A 15,866-nucleotide genomic window follows, 5' to 3' on the forward strand; every position below is an offset into this window, starting at 1 on the left:
TCAGGTGCCCTGACTAAAGCTGACGGACGTTGTCAGCGGCCTTGGCCAGCTCATCGAGCGCCGGGGTGATCTCGCCTGGTTGGCCTCGGGTGAGCGCCAGCTCGAGCTTGGCGGCCGTTTCCTTGAGCTCCAGACAGCCGGTGTACCCGGCCGAGCCGCGTAGCTTGTGCACGGGGGCGCGCGCTGCGGCAAAGTCGTTCGACGCGACGGCCTCGCGGATCTCCGGCAGGAAACGCGTTAGCTCCTGCTGCAGCATACCCATCAACCGATCGAGCAACTCGACGTTGCCACCCGCCGCGGCCAGCGCCGCTTCGCGATCCATTACCGGCGTCGCGCTGCTTTCCTCCATCGTAGGCTCCGGCGCCACGTCGCTGGCCAGGAGCTGGCGCACGGTGTCGCGGCTAATCGGTTTCGCCAGGCAGTTGTCGAAACCCTGCTGCTGGAGATTGGTGGTCGTGGACAGCTGCAGGTCTGCGGTCAAGCCAATGATTTTTGCGCCGTGCGTCCGCCCGGCGCGGCTCTCCGCCTGCCGGATGGCTTTGGTGGCCTCGATGCCGTCCATTTCGGGCATGCGGATATCCATCAGCACCAGATCGAACGGTTGCTGCAGAAAATGGTCGAGCGCTTGGCGACCGTTCATCGCCTCTTCGATCTGGATGCCGGGGTCGCCGAGGGCAGCCTTGAGAAAGTCTCGGTTGATGTCGTTGTCGTCTGCTATCAATATCCGCATGGTTTACCTACCCGGTTTCGCGATGCGATTGCCAGTATAGTCCGATCCATTCATGGTCCGATGCGCCCGCCACTCCGCTTTGTCTGTCGCTGAGCGTCTTCCCTTCCTCCGCCTGGCCGCAGCACTCGTCGTGCTGCTGTCTCAGAGCGGCATGGCCTTGGGTCAGCTGACCCTTTCCGGCTCCGTCGCCGAGCTGGCTGGTGCGGACTGGCGGGCGCGACAGATTGATTGGGAGCTGATTCCTAATGGTGAATCCTCCGTGAATATTGGCACGCTGGGCATCAGCAACATGCCCGCGTCCTTGTCAGAAATTTCCCTACGTTGTGCCAAGCTGGCGCTGGCGAGGGATGTTGGCGGCTGCGTCGCGGGCGAGCTGACTTTCCGGCTAGACGAACGGCCAGTGCAGGGGCGGTGGGATGCCAGCTTCGGGACTGGCGGCAATGCATCAGCATCGGTGTCGGCCGACGGATCCGCCAGCGGACCTCCGCGCGAAGCGGTCAGCGCCTTGCAGGCGTCGCTGACGTTGCCTTTGGCGGGCGGCGAGGTGTCCGTCGAGTTTGAGACTGGGACGCAGCCGACTCTGATGGCACGCGCGAACGGGCTGCGGCTCGATGAACTGCTGTCGCAGCTCCCGGTGGCGCTGCCGGCCGGGCTCACGGCGCTTAACGGTGACGTCGCGTTCGACCTGACGGCAACGCTGGGTTCCAAGCTTCGCGTCAACGGCAGCTGGACGGTCGGGGACCTGGGCTTCGATTCGCTTGACGGAAGCCGCGCCGGTGCTGGCCTTAAGTTGCGCGGGGAACTCACATTCGAGTCGGGCGAGGATAAAGGGATGACCTTCGAGGCTTCGGCCGTCATTGAAGGCGGTGAGCTTCTGGTGGATCCGGCCTACGTCAGCTTCAGCGAGCTGCCGGACGTTGAGCTCACCGTCGCCGGTCGTCGAAATTCCGCGGGGACCACATCGATCGACCGTTGGCAGATCAGCGATGGCGACAGCGTCACCGTCAGCGGCGAGGCCCGGCTGGCCGGGGAGGGGACTGTGGAGCTGCTGACGGCGCAGGTCGATCGGTTTCGACTGGCCGAGGCGTATCCGCGGTTTTTGTCCGCGGCCGGCGAAAGTTTTGGTCTGGAAGAAGTGGCGGCCAGCGGCGAGATTCTGGGTGGTTTGCGCGTCGAGAACGGAGCCTTGAGCCACGTGTCGTTGATCTTTGAGACCGTTGACTTCATCAGCAATCAGGAACACTTTGGCGCCAGCCGCCTCAGGGGCTTTGTTGACTATTCGTTGGCCGGCGACTCCGCTGACTCCAACCTCTCCTGGGACTCGCTGCGCTACTACACGCTGCTGATCGGCGCTGCGGACAGCCGCTTTTTTGCCGGCGGCCGACAGGTGCTCCTGCTAGATCCGCTGTTCCTTCCGGTCCTCGATGGCGGCCTTCAGGTGGACGAGCTAGCGCTCAACGACTTGGGGACCGACCAGGTGGCCATGGATTTCCGTGGCGAACTCAAGCCTGTAGCGCTGGATCAGATCACCCGCGCGCTCGACTGGCCGGTGCTAAACGGCACGCTGGGTGGCACCATTCCGCAGGTCCGGCTGCGCAACCAGGTGGTCGAGGTTGGGGGTAACGTCGTGGTCGATGTCTTTGGCGGCACGGTGACGATGGAGCAGCTCCGGCTGGAGCGCCTGTTTGGCGTGCTCCCGACGCTCTCCGCAAACGTTCAGATCCAGGACATCGACCTCGAGCAGATGACCGGCGCTTTTTCGTTCGGCAAGATCGAGGGTGTGCTGCGAGGCTCGGTGGACGGCCTCCGGCTCCTGAACTGGCGCCCGGTGGCGTTCGATCTGGATCTGCATACCGATCCAGACGCCGGCGTTCGGCGGCGGATCAGCCAGCGTGCCGTCGACAACCTCTCGAGTATCGGCGGCGGCGCCGCAGCGCTGGGCTCAACGGTCCTCAAAATATTCGATGATTTTGGCTACCAGCAGCTGGGCTTGACCTGCGTCCTGCGCAACAATACCTGTGACATGGGCGGGGTCGGAGATGCCGGCAACGGCTATTTCCTGGTGCGTGGCTCGGGTATCCCGCGGATCGACATCAAAGGGTTTTCGCGCCGGGTCGACTGGCCGCAGTTGGTGCGACGGCTTCAAGCGGCAACAGAAAGCGGGCCCGCAAGCGTAGAATAGGCCTCCAGCGATTCAGCAGACAGTCAGTTGGTAGATCGTATGCTGGCTGATGATTTGAGTTTTAGACAGGAAAAGACATTGAAAACAGTAAGCTATTGCATGATGACGGCGCTGCTCATGGCCCTGGCTGCCTGCGTGACTATCAACGTCTACTTTCCCGAGGCTGCGGCCCAGGAAGCGGCTGACCGGTTTATCGACGAGGTCATCGGCCCTGATGAGGCGCCCGATGCGGAGGGTGAAGCAGATGCGTTTGTGCCGGTCCCGAAAAGCGCAACGTCCGCCCTCCCGGCGGCGGCCCTGGCGATCCTGGACTGGGTGATTCCCCCGGCCCATGCGCAGGTCAACATCGATATCAACACACCGGAAATCCGTGCCATTCAGTCGCGGATGAACGCACGCTTCAGCAAAGACCTTTCGAAACACTTCGCCAGCGGCGCCATCGGGTTGACCAACGACGCGCGGGTTGCGGTTCGTGACCTGTCCAGCGTGTCTCTGCGCGATCGCAGCGCGCTCAACGCCGCCGTGGCGGCGGACAATCGCGACCGCGACGCCGTTTATCGCGAGATTGCCATTGCCAACGGCCAGCCCGGCTGGGAGGCACAGATTCGCGAAACCTTCGCCCAGCAATGGGTCAGCAACGCGCGGAGCGGCTGGTACTACCAGGACAGCGCGGGCAACTGGCGGCAAAAATAGCCGGTGGGAAGACGTCGCCATCGGCTGCCGGCTGAGCCCCTCAACGCAACGATCGAAGACCTGAGTCACGACGGCCGGGGCGTCGCCCGGGTCGACGGTAAAGCGGTCTTTATTCACGGCGCGCTGCCGGGTGAATCGGTGCGCTTCCGGCTCACCGGGCGCCGGAAAGCCTTCGACATGGGGCAGGTGGTGGAGGTGCTGGAACCCTCGGCCAGCCGCACTGAGCCCCGCTGCCCAAATTTTGAACGCTGCGGCGGCTGCGCGCTCCAGCACCTGGCGCCGGAGGCTCAGCTGAAGGCCAAGCAGCGGGTGCTGGAAGAAAACCTGCGCCGCATCGGCGGGGTCACTCCGCAGCGCTGGCTGGCGCCGCTCGCCGGCGGTTCCTGGGGCTACCGCCGCAAAGCGCGGCTCAGCGTCCGCAACGTGCCGGGCAAAGGCCGGGTACTGGTGGGTTTCCGCGAGCGCATGGGGCGCTACGTCTGCGATATGACCGAATGCCACACGCTGATACCCGAAGTGGGTATGCGCCTGGCGGAGATCAGCGACTGCATCGGCGGCCTCTCCATTCCGGACGAGATTCCTCAGCTTGAGGTGGCGGCCGGCGACGACCAGCTGGTGCTGGTAGTCCGCCACCTGAAGGAACTCACTGCTGATGATCGCGAGCGGCTGGCCGCGCTGGGCGAATCACTGGACGCTCATATCTGGCTGCAGTCGGGCGGGCCGGATACGGTTCAGCCTCTGGTGGCCGGCGAACCGCCGGCCTCTCTCACGTTCTCGCTGGATCAGACCAACGCGCACGGAGATGCGCTGCGATTCGACTTCAGCCCCCTCAATTTTGTTCAAGTGAACGCGGAGATGAACCGCCAGATGGTGAGCCACACGCTCGATGCTCTGGCGCTGAGCTCGGAGCATCGGGTACTGGACCTGTTTTGTGGTCTGGGTAACTTTACGCTGCCGATCGCGGCCGCGTGCCGCAGCGCGGTCGGCGTGGAAGGGGAAGAGTCTCTAGTGGCGCTGGCCCGCCACAACGCGCGCTTGAACCGGATCGAGAACGCGGAGTTTTTTGCGGCCGATCTCCGGGAAGATCATGCAGCAACCGCCTGGGGCCAGGGGTCCTACGATCGGGTGCTGCTGGACCCGCCACGCAGCGGGGCGGCTGAACTTCTTCCTCTGCTCGATGCCCTCGCGGCGCCCCGCCTGGTCTACGTATCCTGCCATCCCGGCAGCCTGGCTCGCGACGCGGGCGAGCTGGTTGGACGAGGTTATGAGCTCGTCAGCGCCGGCATCATGGACATGTTTCCGCACACCGGGCATGTCGAGTCCATCGCGGTTTTTACGCGATCATGAGTTATCTGATCATTGGGCTTGTGGGGCTGACGCTGACCGATCAGGAGCGACAGTGGCTGAGTCATCCCTGCGTTGGCGGCGCCATCTTTTTTAAACGGAATTGGCAGAGCCCGGAGCAGGTGACGCAGCTCGCTCAGGCCGTCCGGGACTGCTGTCCGGACGCCCTGCTGATGATCGATCAAGAAGGCGGGCGCGTTCAGCGGTTTGGGACTCCGCTCGCCACGCTGCCGCCGCTCGCATCACTCGGTCAGGTGTTCGACCAAAACCCGTCGCAGGCCGCCGCGCTGGCCCGCGCGCATGGAGAGCTGATGGCCTCCGAGATTCTCAGTTTGGGCGTCGACCTCAGTTTGGCGCCCGTGCTCGATCTGAACGCTGGCAGCGAGGTGATTGGCGACCGCGCCTTTCACGCGGAGACCTTTGCTGTCGAAACGCTGGCAAAAGCCTATCGATCCGGGATGCGCGAGGCCGGCATGGCCGCCTGCGGCAAGCACTTTCCCGGGCACGGGACGGTGGTGCCCGATACGCATGTCGCTGACGCCACCGATCCGCGCAGCCTCGACGAGCTTCTGGCGACGGACCTGCGGCCTTTTGCCGCTGCTATTGCCGACGGCATCGAGGGTCTGATGCTCGCCCACGTCGTCTATCCGGAGGTCTGTGCCAGGCCTGCCGGGTTTTCCCGCGCCTGGATTCAGGATGTGCTGCGCGCACGCCTGGCCTTCGACGGCGTGGTGATCAGTGATGATCTGGGCATGCGAGCCGCGCATCAGGCGGGAGGGTTTGGTCAGCGCATTGAAGCCTCGCTGGAGGCCGGCTGCGACCTGCTGCTGGTTTGCCGACCGGACGACGTTCAGCAAGTGATGGCGACCGACCTACCGGACTGGCCAACCAACCACCATCGCCTGGAGCGACTGCGTGGTCGGACGAATCGACCCGCATGGGCGTCGCTCGCCGCCAGTGCGCGGCACCAAGAACTCAAGGAGCAGCTAGCTTGCCTGACCTGAACCACCTGCTGCCCGAAGGCAGCAAAATCATCCACAGCGCCGAGGCGGTTGCAGCGGCCTATGACACCATGGCGCAGGAGCTCAACGAACGTTACGCCTCGGCGGATTCGCTGCTGGTGCTGACGATCATGAACGGCGCGATGCTGCCGGCGGCCGAGCTGATCTCGCGGCTGACCATGGACGTACGGATGGACTACCTCCACGCCACGCGTTACCACGATGAGCAGGGCGGCGATCGGCTCCGGTGGCTGGCAACCCCGCGGACGCAGCTCGCCGGTGAGCGAGTTCTGATTGTGGACGACATCCTCGACGAAGGCTTTACGCTGGATGGCGTGATTCGGCATTGCCGGGAAGCAGGCGCGCAGGATGTCAGTACCGCCGTGCTGGTCCAAAAGCTGCACGACCGGTGCCTGCCGGGGGTCGAGGCGGACGTCTGCGGCCTGACGGTTCCGGATGTTTACGTGTTTGGCTGCGGTATGGACTATCGAGGGCGGCTGCGTCACCTTGACGCGATTTACGGGCTCAACGCATGACGGTTGCGGTGATCGGCGGAACCGGTGTCTATCGCTGGCCTGGCCTTACCGACAGCCGCGAGCTGGAGCTGGATACCCCTTTTGGGAATCCATCAGCGCCGCTGATCAGCGGTCGCTGGCACGGGCAGGAGGTGGCCTTCTTGGCACGCCACGGTCAGGACCACGAATACCTTCCGCATCAGGTTAACTATCGCGCCAATATCCACGCGTGTTCGCAGCTCATGCCTCGTGCGGTGGTTGCCATCAACTCTGTCGGTTCCATGGCTCGCGACCTGCCGCCCGGATCACTCGGGTTGCCCGATCAGATCATTGACTACACGTGGGGGCGGGACCATACCTACGCGGGTGAGCTGGAGCTCAGCACTCTTTACGCTGAGATGACCGAACCGTATGACGCAGAGGTCCGTGCGAGCCTACGCGCCGCCGACGAGACCGGCCTGCTGGCGCGCGCAGACGACTGCGTTTATGCCGCCGTCCAGGGGCCTCGACTGGAAACGGCCGCCGAGGTTCGGCGACTCGAACGCGATGGTTGTCACGTTGTGGGCATGACCGGAATGCCTGAAGCCGCCCTGGCAGCGGAACTGGAGCTGCCGTTTGTTTGCATCACCGTCACGGCCAACTGGGCCGCCGGCTTTGCTGGAGACGCGCCGATCTCGCTGCCCGAAATCATGGCGAACATCGAGGCCGCCCAGGACCGGCTGCGGCAGCTTCTCGCTGGCTGGCTAAAAACGTGAGCGCCGTCCCTGGCGCCCACGAGTGGTCCGGCACTGTGCCGGCGTTGCCGGTCGCCATCCGGACCTGCTGCGAACAGCCGGTGGCCATCCTTGGCCAGGCGGGCTGCGCGACCTGAGGGGCGAGCTGGGTCAGCCAGACTTGCGGCCGTCGGCCAGTTTCTGGCGAGCACTCGCCACGCCAATCTGAATGTAGTCGCGGTTGCGCTCAACGGTCGCCAGCCCAATGCCTTTCACCTTGACCAGCTCGTCGCGATGTTTAAAGGCGCCGTTGAGTTTTCGATAGGCGACAATCGCCTCGGCTTTGCTCAAACCCACGCCGTCGAGCGACCGCGCGATTTCCTCGGCGCTGGCGCGATTGACGTCCACCGGTTCACCGGCATGGACACTGCCGCTCAGCAGCAGCGCAAGAATCCAAATCCATCTGTTCATCCTATTTCCTCTGTTGGGGTTGCGGGAGCGCCGCCGGCGGCAGCGCTGGACTTACGTTAAGCAACCGACGCCTGGCACCATAGAGTCGGTTGGCCGGGTATTCGTAAGAATGCGTCACGGCGCCGTGCCGGTGACCCGGCGGCAGCCTCGTCAGTCGGCTGAGCGGAGGCTGCTTATCACGGGGTCCGCTAGACGTTATAATCCCGCGCCCTCTAGCTTTGGACCCACGCGTGGACTTTCAGTCTTACAGCAGTTTTTGGAACACCCAGGCCAGCACCGATTCTGGCGCATTGGCGGCGGTTGACGGCAGCGCCAGCGAGGCGATCGTGCGGCTGACGGGTCGGTGGACCGCGGCCCAGGTGCGGGCGGCACTCGACCTCAGTGGAGACCATCGCGTGCTGGAGCTGGGCTGTGGCGTGGGTCGAATCGGCCGCGAGCTGGCTGCTGACGTGCGTGGTTGGCACGGCGTCGACATCTCCTCGATGATGCTGTCGGTGGCCAGGCAGCGGCTGGAAGGTGTGGAGGGGGTGAGCCTGTCACAGCTCCACCGGACCAGTCTCGACATGCTTGAGGACGCGAGCTTCGAGCGCGCCTATACCGTTGCCGTGCTGTGCCACATGGATAAGGAAGACCTGTTTCTATATCTCAACGAGCTGCGGCGGGTGATGACCAGCGGCGCGCTGGCCTATCTGGAGACCTGGAACCTCGATCATCCGATGGGCTGGAAACGCTGGCGCTTCGAGGTGGACGAGTGGTCGCGTTCCGACCAGACCGCGCGAAAGAACGTCGCCCGAAACCAGTTTTGCACGCCCGATGAGTTCCAGCTCTACGCCCGTCACGCGGGCCTGCAAGAACTTGCCTGCTACAGCTCCAGCCCCTGGATTCAGCTGATCGTCGGGAAAGACTTGAGCGAGCAGCAAATCACGGAGCAGCGGTCCCGGCTGGCCGCGGTGGAGCGCCAGGTGCGGTACTCGCAGCAATGGGGCGAGCTTTTTGGCGGCCTCTTGGACGTGATTTACGGCGTGCATCCGCCGGAGCGGTTTCTCGCTGAGCTCAACGCGCTGACGCAGGATCCGGAAGTTGAGCTGTACCGGGATTACCTGCTGGCGCTATGGCAGCAGCACGCCGAGCACTGGGGACCGGTCAAAGACGCACAAACCCGCTAGCGGCATCGTCCGTGGCGAGTCCTGCCGCTGAGTCATCATCGGGCAGATCAAACTCTCGAATCGCGGTGTCGAACAGTCGCAGCGCTTCTGGGTCCATGGCGTGTCCGGTCACCTGGTAGCGCCCCGGCAGCAGCTGACTCACATCCAGCGCGAGCGTAAAACCAAAGCGTCGTCGACCCAGGCGGCGCGGCGTGACCCCGTGCATTTCTGAGGTGAGTCCATAGATGGCGGTGTTGTGGCGATCCTTAAGGCCCAGCGCCACCACCGGCGCCCGATCATCCGGGGAATGCAGCTCCGCTTCGATGATCAGCGACTCGGGGTTGGTTAAGACGCCGTCATCGGTATTGATCTCCAGCCGCGTCAGGCGATAGTGGGAGCCAGCGTAGTCCGCGTCCGGTTCGAGGACGCCCTTCCGCTCGTGATAGCGCAGATAGGCGTCGACCACCTCATCGGTGTGGCCGTGCTGTTCAATCTTCCCGCCTTTGAGCCAATACGTTCGCCGGCATAGTCGGCGGATCTGGTCCATGCTGTGCGAGACCAGCAGGAGCGTACCGCCGCCGGCCACGTAACCGTCCACCCAGCGGTTACATTTGCGCTGGAACGACTCATCGCCCACCGCCAGCACCTCGTCGGTAATCAGCAGGTCGGGCTCCAGCGTGGTGGCCAGCGCGAAGCCGAGGCGCATCGCCATACCGGAGGAATAGTGTTTCAGCGGCCGGTCCAGATGCCCACCGAGATCCGCAAAAGCGATGATGTCATCGAGGCGCCGCCGCAGCTGATTGGCTGAGACGCCCATCAGCGCGGCGCCGAGAGCGAGGTTCTCCCGGCCGGTAAATTCCTGATTGAAGCCGGCGCCCAGCTCCAGCAAAGCCGCGACGCGGCCGTTGACGCTGACCTGGCCGCTGCTTTGACGCAGCACGCCGGCCAAAATCTTGAGCAGTGTCGACTTGCCGGCGCCGTTGTCGCCGATCAGCCCGACCGACTCCCCGCGCGCCACGTGCAATGAAATCTCATGCAGGGCAGGGGTGCCGTCCGCGTTGCCGGGCCGGCCGAGCAGCGCGCTTAGCCAGCCGTCCAGACGCTGCGCACCGCCGCCGGTGCGGGTGTAGGTCTTATGGACCTTCACCATGCGAACCAGGGGTTCAGCCATCTATCAGTTCCGTGTTTGGGGTAGCGCCGGTTGGCCTAGTCGTCTTCCTTCGGCGCAAAGGCGTCGCAGAGACGTTTCTGGATCTGCCCTGGCACCGGCTCATAGTGACTGAGCTCCATGCTGTAGCGCCCGCGCCCCCCCGTCAACGATTTCAGCTCCGTTTGGAAGTCGCTGAGCTCCGACAGCGGCGCTTGGGCGCTGACCACCACCTGACCCGAGCCGGCGGCGTCTGTGCCGCTGATTCGCGCCCGCTTACCGGCGAGCGCGCCGGCGATGTCTCCCATGTAGCTGTCGGGTGCGCTGACCGACAGCTCGACCACGGGTTCGAGCACCTGCGGCGAAGCCTGCTCGATAGCGTCGATAAACGCTTTGCGTGCCGCGATCACAAAAGCGATCTCCTTGGAGTCCACCGCGTGGAATCGGCCGTCGTAAACGGTCGCCTTGAGGTCCTGCAGGGGATAGCCCGCGATCGCGCCTTCGTCCAGGATCTGACGCACCCCTTTTTCCACCGCCGGAATCAGGTTGGTGGGAATCGCGCCGCCCACCACCTTGTTTTCGAAGGTAAAGCCTTCGCCCCGGGGCTGCGGCGCGACGCGCAGAAACACTTCACCGAACTGGCCAGCGCCGCCCGACTGTTTCTTGTGCCGGAAGTGTCCCTCCGCGTCTTTGGTGATCGTTTCGCGGTAGGCAATTTTGGGTGGGCGGGTGGTCACCTCCACATTAAAACGCTGCGCCATTCGTTCGAGCATGATGCGCAGATGGAGATCGCCCAACCCCCGAATCACCGTTTCGTTGAGTTCAGCGGAGTGCTCGACGTGAAAACAGGAGTCTTCCTCACTCAACCGAGCCAGCGCCGTCGACAGCTTTTGCTCCTGGCCGCGTGTCGCCGCCTCGATCGCCAGCCCAAACATCGGCTGCGGGAAATCCAGCGGCTTGAGATGCCAGTGGTCTTCGTCGTGAGAATCGTGCAGGACCGAGTCGTAAACGATGTCCTCCACCTTCGCCACCGCGCAGATGTCGCCGGGGTAAACCTTATCCACCTCGATCTGCTGCTTGCCCTGTACGCGAAACAGGTGCGCGACCTTAAACGCCTTGCGGGCTTCGCCCACGTAGAGCTGTGCGCCTGGCGTCAGCGTCCCCTGGTAAACCCGCAGGATGCTGAGCTTGCCGACAAACGGATCGTTGGTGATCTTGAAGGCGTGGGCCAGGATGTGGTCCGCCGCCTTCAGCGAGGCGCTCACCGCTTCAGCGTCTTCCCCCTCACCGCGCAGAAACGGCGGCGGGTTGCCCTCGAGCGGACTGGGCATGAGGTTTTTCATAAAATCCAGGAGCTCAGGAATGCCGGCACCCGTGGTCGCTGAGGTAAAGCAGATGGGGACGAGGTGTCCTTCGCGCAGGGCCTTTTCGAACGCATCGTGAAGCTGGCGCGGCTCGACGCTCCCCTGGTCGAGATAAACCTCCATCAGATCTTCATCCATTTCGACCACCTGATCGGTGATCTCGGTATGGGCGGCCTCGACGCTGAATATATCGGCCTCTCCCTCGGTGTGAAAAAACACGTCGAGCACCTGGCTGGCGTTCGAGGAAGGAAGGTTCACCGGCAGGCAGATATCGCCGAAGGTGCGGCGGATTTCCCGCACCAGCTCGGTGAGATCGATCCCGTCAGCATCGATCTTATTGATAACAATCATGCGGCAGAGACCACGCTCCTGGGCACGCTGCATCATGCGGCGCGTGTTGAGCTCGATGCCTGACTGTGCGTTGACCACAACTACCGCGCTTTCGGCTGCCGCCAGCGCAGACAGCGTCGGTCCGCGGAAATCGGGATAGCCCGGGGTGTCGAGCAGGTTGATCAGCACCCCCTGGTGGTCGAGATGACCCAGTGCCGTGTCGAGCGAATGCTGGTGTTCCTTTTCCATCGGATCGAAATCGCCGACCGTCGAGCCCCGCTCCACGCTGCCCGCGCTGCTGATCGCGCCGGCTGACGCCAGCAGCGCCTCCATCAACGTGGTTTTTCCAGCCGAACTGTGACCCGTCAAGGCCAGGTTGCGGATGGCGTCGGTCGTGTAATGGGGCATTTTGCTCTCCCGCTTTTTGTTGTCGTGGCGTTGTGCCGATGGCCAGCGCTGTAGCGTAGCGGTTTTTGGGCCGGACCTCCCGGCAGCCGCCTTCTCCGGCGTTGCCGTCCGAACTGGCGGGAAAGCCCTGTGGACTTCTGGAAGAGTGCTTTCCAACCGCCTGCTGGCGCTCGGATAATTCATCTTGCCCGATCAGCCAGGCGCTGGCAAAACCTTGGCTCACTTCCTCGTCCTTTAGCCGAACTTTGAAAGTTCACAGGCGTTTGGTCGGTCTACTGACTGAACGCCGGAGAGCCATGGTTTTCCGCGGTCGGCTCCCGCCCGAACTGGGCCCAGGCCGACGCGCCCCGCGGGGCGCCGTTCAGGAATGATTCAGATTGACCACGCTAAGCTTTCGAGTGCTGGGGGCATGCCGCCAGCACACACTTGCAAAGGAGCACACCGTGAAAAAGTTGATGAGCGCAAACGTTTTGGTAGGTCTGGCCGGCCTGGCGCTGCTGGCGACAACGTCGGCATCCGCCCAGAATCAGCGAACACAGGGTCAGGTCATCAGCTCAACGCCGATTTATGAGTCGGTGCAGGTGCCAACCCAGCGTGAGGTCTGCTGGGACGAGCAGGTGCGATATCGCGGGCGACGCAGCGCCACGCCCGGGCTGCTCGGCGGCATCGTCGGCGGAGCCGTGGGTCGCCAGTTCGGCGGAGGCCGCGGCCGCGACGCGCTCACCGTAGTGGGTGCCATCGTTGGTGCCAGCGTGGCAAACGACGTGCAGCACAACCGTCACCGGGACTATCGCCGGGTGGAAACGCGCTGCCGAACCGCCAACGAGTACTACCGGGAAGAGCGAATCACCGGCTACCGGGTGGAATACGAGTACAACGGGCAGGTCTACACCACGCGCCTCGACAACGATCCAGGGCCGGTGATCGATCTGCAGGTATCAGTCAACCCCGTCAGTCGCTAGCGCAGGCCCGGCTTTGTCCTATCCACATGCAGCGGCACTGCTGACCGCCGCTGCTTAGGGCCGCGTTTCGCGCCAGCGATCGCATCTTCAGCCTCTCATGCCTGACGGGTACCGGAGGTCGCCCTTCCCCTGGGGCGGCCTTTTTTTCTTTCCCGGGGCACTTTCGATTTATGGCTTTTCCGGGGCAGCTTTGCGGGTCAACCCTGCCGGTGCCATCCGGCGCTAGTCAACGGGCGGGTACTCGGGTACGTTGCGCAATGGTTTGACTATTGAGTTGCTGCGCCAATGCCGCGTTGGGTTGTAATGAAATTTGGCGGGACCAGCGTTCGGTCCCGCGACGCCTGGGAAAACATCGAGGCGCAGGTGCGGCGTGAGCAGGCCGAAGGCCGGTCGGTGATGATCGTGGTATCCGCGATCCGTGGCGTAACCGATCTGCTCCAACAGATTGCCGCCGGCGAGCGGGGCGCAGACGCGGTCGAAGAGATCGAAAGCGCCTACCGATCGTTGCTTGACGAGATGGGCGTGTCCGCTTCTCTCGATCCTGCGCTTGAGGAGCTGAGCAAACTCGCAGCCAACCCGGACCGGGGTACCGATCCAGCGGTTCAGGCCAGCATACTTGGCCTCGGTGAATACCTGACCTGCGCCTGCGGCGGCGCCTGGCTGCGACATCGCGGCATCGATACCCGAGACACGGACGCGCGCACGCTGCTCACCACCTCACCGTCTGGGTCGAATCCTTCAGCCGACCATCTGGCAGCCCGCTGTCGCCCAACCCCATCACCGGAGACCGCCGAGCGGTTGGCCGACGAGGGTGACGTACACCTGACTCAAGGGTTTGTCGCCCGGCTCCCTGACGGTCAGCCTGCCGTTCTCGGCCGGGGCGGTTCCGACACCAGCGCGGCCTGCCTGGCCGAGCTGCTCGGCGCTGAGCTGCTGCAGATCTGGACCGACGTGCCCGGGATGTTCTCCAGTGACCCGCGGGCGCTGCCCGGGGCACGGCTGCTGCGTTACGTGTCCTATCGCGAGGCTCAGGAGCTGGCGTCGATGGGCGCCCGGGTGCTGCATCCGATGTCGGTCGAGCCGGTGCGCCGGGCGGAGATTCCGCTGCAGATCTGCTGGACCGCGCGGCCTGAACATCAGGGGACGCTCATCTCACCGCAGGCCCGCGATTTCGGGGCCCAGGTCAAAGGCATCGTGAGCCGCAGCGGCCTGACGCTGATTGTGATGGAAGGGTTTGCGATGTGGCATCAGGTGGGCTTCCTGGCCGAGGCCTTCGGCCTGTTTCGCGCGCACGGATTCTCCGTTGATCTGGTGTCAACCTCGGAGGCAAACGTCACGGTGTCGTTGGACCTCACTACCCACCTGGTCGACGCTGAGGCGCTGAACCGGCTGGTCGAGGAGCTGGGCCAGATCTGCCGGGTTCAGGTGATTGACCAGTGTGCATCGGTCAGTCTGGTGGGGATGGGTATCCGCACCATCTTGCACAAGCTCGGGCCTGCGCTGGAGGTGTTTGAGCATCGCCGGATCTATCTGGTGAGCCAGGCCGCTAACGACCTCAATCTAACGTTTGTCGTCGACGAGGCGCACGCTGAGAAGCTGGTGATGCAGCTGCACCAGCAGCTCATCCCCGGCGGGGTTGGCGGCGACACCGTCTTTGGCGAAAGCTGGGAACAGCTGCACCGCGGAGAGACCAGCAACGGCGGCCCGGCGCCCTGGTGGGAGACGTCGCGCGATCGCCTGCTGGACCTGATGGCGGGCCGCAGCTGCGCCTACGTCTATTCACGCCCGGCCCTGCGCGAGGCGGCCGATCGGCTGCTGTCGCTCAAGCACGTGGATCAGGTGCTGTACGCGATGAAGGCAAACTCCAATCCCGAGGTGCTGCGGGAGCTGGGCAGCCGCGGCGTTGGCATGGAGTGCGTGTCGCTGGCGGAGGTCAAGCGAGCGCTTGCAGAAGTGCCGGGGCTGACGCCGGACCGGGTGCTGTTTACGCCGAATTTTGCGCCCCGGGAGGAGTACCGCGAGGGGTTCGAGCTCGGGGTCAACGTCACCGTCGACAACCTGTTCGTGCTGGAGCAATGGGGGAAGGCGTTCGCTGGCCAAAACGTGTTTGTCCGGCTGGATCCCGGGTCGGGGCTGGGTCATCACAAGCTGGTGCGCACCGCCGGCGCCAACTCGAAGTTCGGCATCGTGGAGGAAGATCACGATGCGCTGGTAGCCCTGGCAGACCGCCACAACATCACGATCCGGGGGCTGCATGCCCACGTCGGTTCTGGCGTGATGCACGCGGGGGCCTGGCATCGAACGCTGGAAACCATGGCGCGCTGGCTCGAGCGTTTTCCCGATGTGCAGGTGCTGGATCTCGGCGGTGGGCTGGGCGTCCCCGACAAAAGTGGCGATGCGGCGCTCGACCTCGTAGCGCTTGACGAGGGTCTGGCGGAACTCAAGCAGCAGCTGCTGCGGCCCGTTCAGATCTGGCTGGAGCCGGGTCGATACCTGGTGGCCGAGGCGGGAGTGCTGCTCGCGCGGGTCACCCAGCTCAAGGGCAAGGGCGAGGTGCAGTATGTCGGCGTCGCCACCGGCATGAACTCTCTGATCCGTCCGGCCCTTTACGGTGCTTATCACGAGATCGCGAACCTTAGCCGGCTGCACGAACCGGCAGGCCAGGTCTGTAACGTGGTTGGACCCATCTGTGAAACCGGAGATATTCTGGGGCTGGATCGGCTGCTGCCGACAAGCGAGGCCGGCGATGTGCTGCTGATCGCCAACGCTGGCGCCTACAGCGCTGCGATGGCGTCAAACTACAACCTTCGCCCGCCCGCAGCCGAGCTCCTGCTGGACTGACGGAGATCGGGGCGACGATG

General features: G+C 64.1%; 12 protein-coding genes and 1 pseudogene. 9 read left to right on the forward strand and 4 right to left on the reverse strand.

What is annotated here, in order from left to right:
* Window positions 1-13 precede the first annotated feature (13 nt).
* Window positions 14-730 carry a response regulator gene (locus tag AAF358_19555; protein ID MEM7707758.1) on the reverse strand — a complete coding sequence of 239 codons (717 nt, stop codon included), beginning with the start codon at window positions 728-730 and terminating at the stop codon, window positions 14-16.
* A 130-nt stretch (window positions 731-860) separates the two neighbouring features.
* Here AAF358_19555 and AAF358_19560 point away from each other — a divergent pair, with 130 nt between their 5' ends.
* The 6 genes from AAF358_19560 (at window position 861) to AAF358_19585 (ending at window position 7,220) form a co-directional block, all read left to right on the forward strand.
* Window positions 861-2,912: a hypothetical protein gene (locus AAF358_19560; protein MEM7707759.1), complete on the forward strand. Its 2,052-nt coding sequence runs from the start codon at window positions 861-863 to the stop codon at window positions 2,910-2,912.
* Window positions 2,913-2,990: 78 nt separating this feature from the next.
* A complete protein-coding gene (locus tag AAF358_19565) occupies window positions 2,991-3,605 on the forward strand; it encodes a YdbL family protein (protein MEM7707760.1) in 615 nt (204 codons plus the stop codon).
* A 3-nt stretch (window positions 3,606-3,608) separates the two neighbouring features.
* Window positions 3,609-4,952, forward strand: a complete 1,344-nt coding sequence (gene rlmD, locus AAF358_19570; protein MEM7707761.1) for a 23S rRNA (uracil(1939)-C(5))-methyltransferase RlmD — start codon at window positions 3,609-3,611, stop codon at window positions 4,950-4,952.
* Entirely contained in the window at window positions 4,949-5,953 is a 1,005-nt protein-coding gene (gene nagZ / locus AAF358_19575) for a beta-N-acetylhexosaminidase (protein ID MEM7707762.1), read from the forward strand. The genes rlmD and nagZ overlap by 4 nt, the downstream gene beginning before the upstream one ends.
* Entirely contained in the window at window positions 5,941-6,486 is a 546-nt protein-coding gene (locus AAF358_19580; GenBank protein ID MEM7707763.1) for a hypoxanthine-guanine phosphoribosyltransferase, read from the forward strand. Before nagZ ends, AAF358_19580 begins: the two co-directional genes overlap by 13 nt.
* Entirely contained in the window at window positions 6,483-7,220 is a 738-nt protein-coding gene (locus tag AAF358_19585; protein MEM7707764.1) for an S-methyl-5'-thioinosine phosphorylase, read from the forward strand. The genes AAF358_19580 and AAF358_19585 overlap by 4 nt, the downstream gene beginning before the upstream one ends.
* 177 nt (window positions 7,221-7,397) lie before the next feature.
* Here AAF358_19585 and AAF358_19590 read toward each other — a convergent pair.
* Window positions 7,398-7,649: pseudogene (locus AAF358_19590) on the reverse strand (helix-hairpin-helix domain-containing protein).
* A gap of 230 nt (window positions 7,650-7,879) precedes the next feature.
* Here AAF358_19590 and AAF358_19595 point away from each other — a divergent pair.
* Entirely contained in the window at window positions 7,880-8,815 is a 936-nt protein-coding gene (locus AAF358_19595) for a class I SAM-dependent methyltransferase (GenBank protein MEM7707765.1), read from the forward strand.
* Here the strand turns inward: AAF358_19595 and AAF358_19600 are convergent.
* Together AAF358_19600 and fusA are read right to left on the reverse strand one after the other, a co-directional pair.
* The gene (locus tag AAF358_19600; GenBank protein MEM7707766.1) at window positions 8,793-9,965 is read right to left on the reverse strand and encodes a polysaccharide ABC transporter ATP-binding protein; all 1,173 of its coding nucleotides are present in this window, start codon (window positions 9,963-9,965) and stop codon (window positions 8,793-8,795) included. The two genes, AAF358_19595 and AAF358_19600, sit on opposite strands and share 23 nt — an antisense overlap.
* A gap of 35 nt (window positions 9,966-10,000) precedes the next feature.
* Complete coding sequence (fusA, locus tag AAF358_19605) at window positions 10,001-12,043, reverse strand: elongation factor G (protein ID MEM7707767.1); 2,043 nt, start codon at window positions 12,041-12,043, stop codon at window positions 10,001-10,003.
* Between the two features lie 443 nt (window positions 12,044-12,486).
* On the opposite strand from fusA, the gene AAF358_19610 reads away from it, so the two are divergent.
* Together AAF358_19610 and AAF358_19615 are read left to right on the forward strand one after the other, a co-directional pair.
* Complete coding sequence (locus AAF358_19610) at window positions 12,487-13,005, forward strand: glycine zipper 2TM domain-containing protein (protein ID MEM7707768.1); 519 nt, start codon at window positions 12,487-12,489, stop codon at window positions 13,003-13,005.
* Between the two features lie 285 nt (window positions 13,006-13,290).
* Window positions 13,291-15,846 (forward strand): bifunctional aspartate kinase/diaminopimelate decarboxylase, encoded by a 2,556-nt coding sequence (locus AAF358_19615; GenBank protein MEM7707769.1) that lies wholly within the window; start codon window positions 13,291-13,293, stop codon window positions 15,844-15,846.
* Window positions 15,847-15,866 lie beyond the last annotated feature (20 nt).

The sequence above is a fragment of the Pseudomonadota bacterium genome (assembly GCA_039033415.1).
GTDB lineage: Bacteria > Pseudomonadota > Gammaproteobacteria > Xanthomonadales > SZUA-38 > JANQOZ01.

Excerpts from the sequence above, each read along its gene's own strand:
- AAF358_19555 (MEM7707758.1), bottom strand. The coding sequence starts at position 730 with ATGCGGATATTGATAGCAGACGACAACGACATCAACCGAGACTTTCTC.
- nagZ (MEM7707762.1), top strand. The coding sequence starts at position 4,949 with ATGAGTTATCTGATCATTGGGCTTGTGGGGCTGACGCTGACCGATCAG.
- AAF358_19585 (MEM7707764.1), top strand. The coding sequence starts at position 6,483 with ATGACGGTTGCGGTGATCGGCGGAACCGGTGTCTATCGCTGGCCTGGC.
- AAF358_19600 (MEM7707766.1), bottom strand. The coding sequence starts at position 9,965 with ATGGCTGAACCCCTGGTTCGCATGGTGAAGGTCCATAAGACCTACACC.
- fusA (MEM7707767.1), bottom strand. The coding sequence starts at position 12,043 with ATGCCCCATTACACGACCGACGCCATCCGCAACCTGGCCTTGACGGGT.
- AAF358_19615 (MEM7707769.1), top strand. The coding sequence starts at position 13,291 with ATGCCGCGTTGGGTTGTAATGAAATTTGGCGGGACCAGCGTTCGGTCC.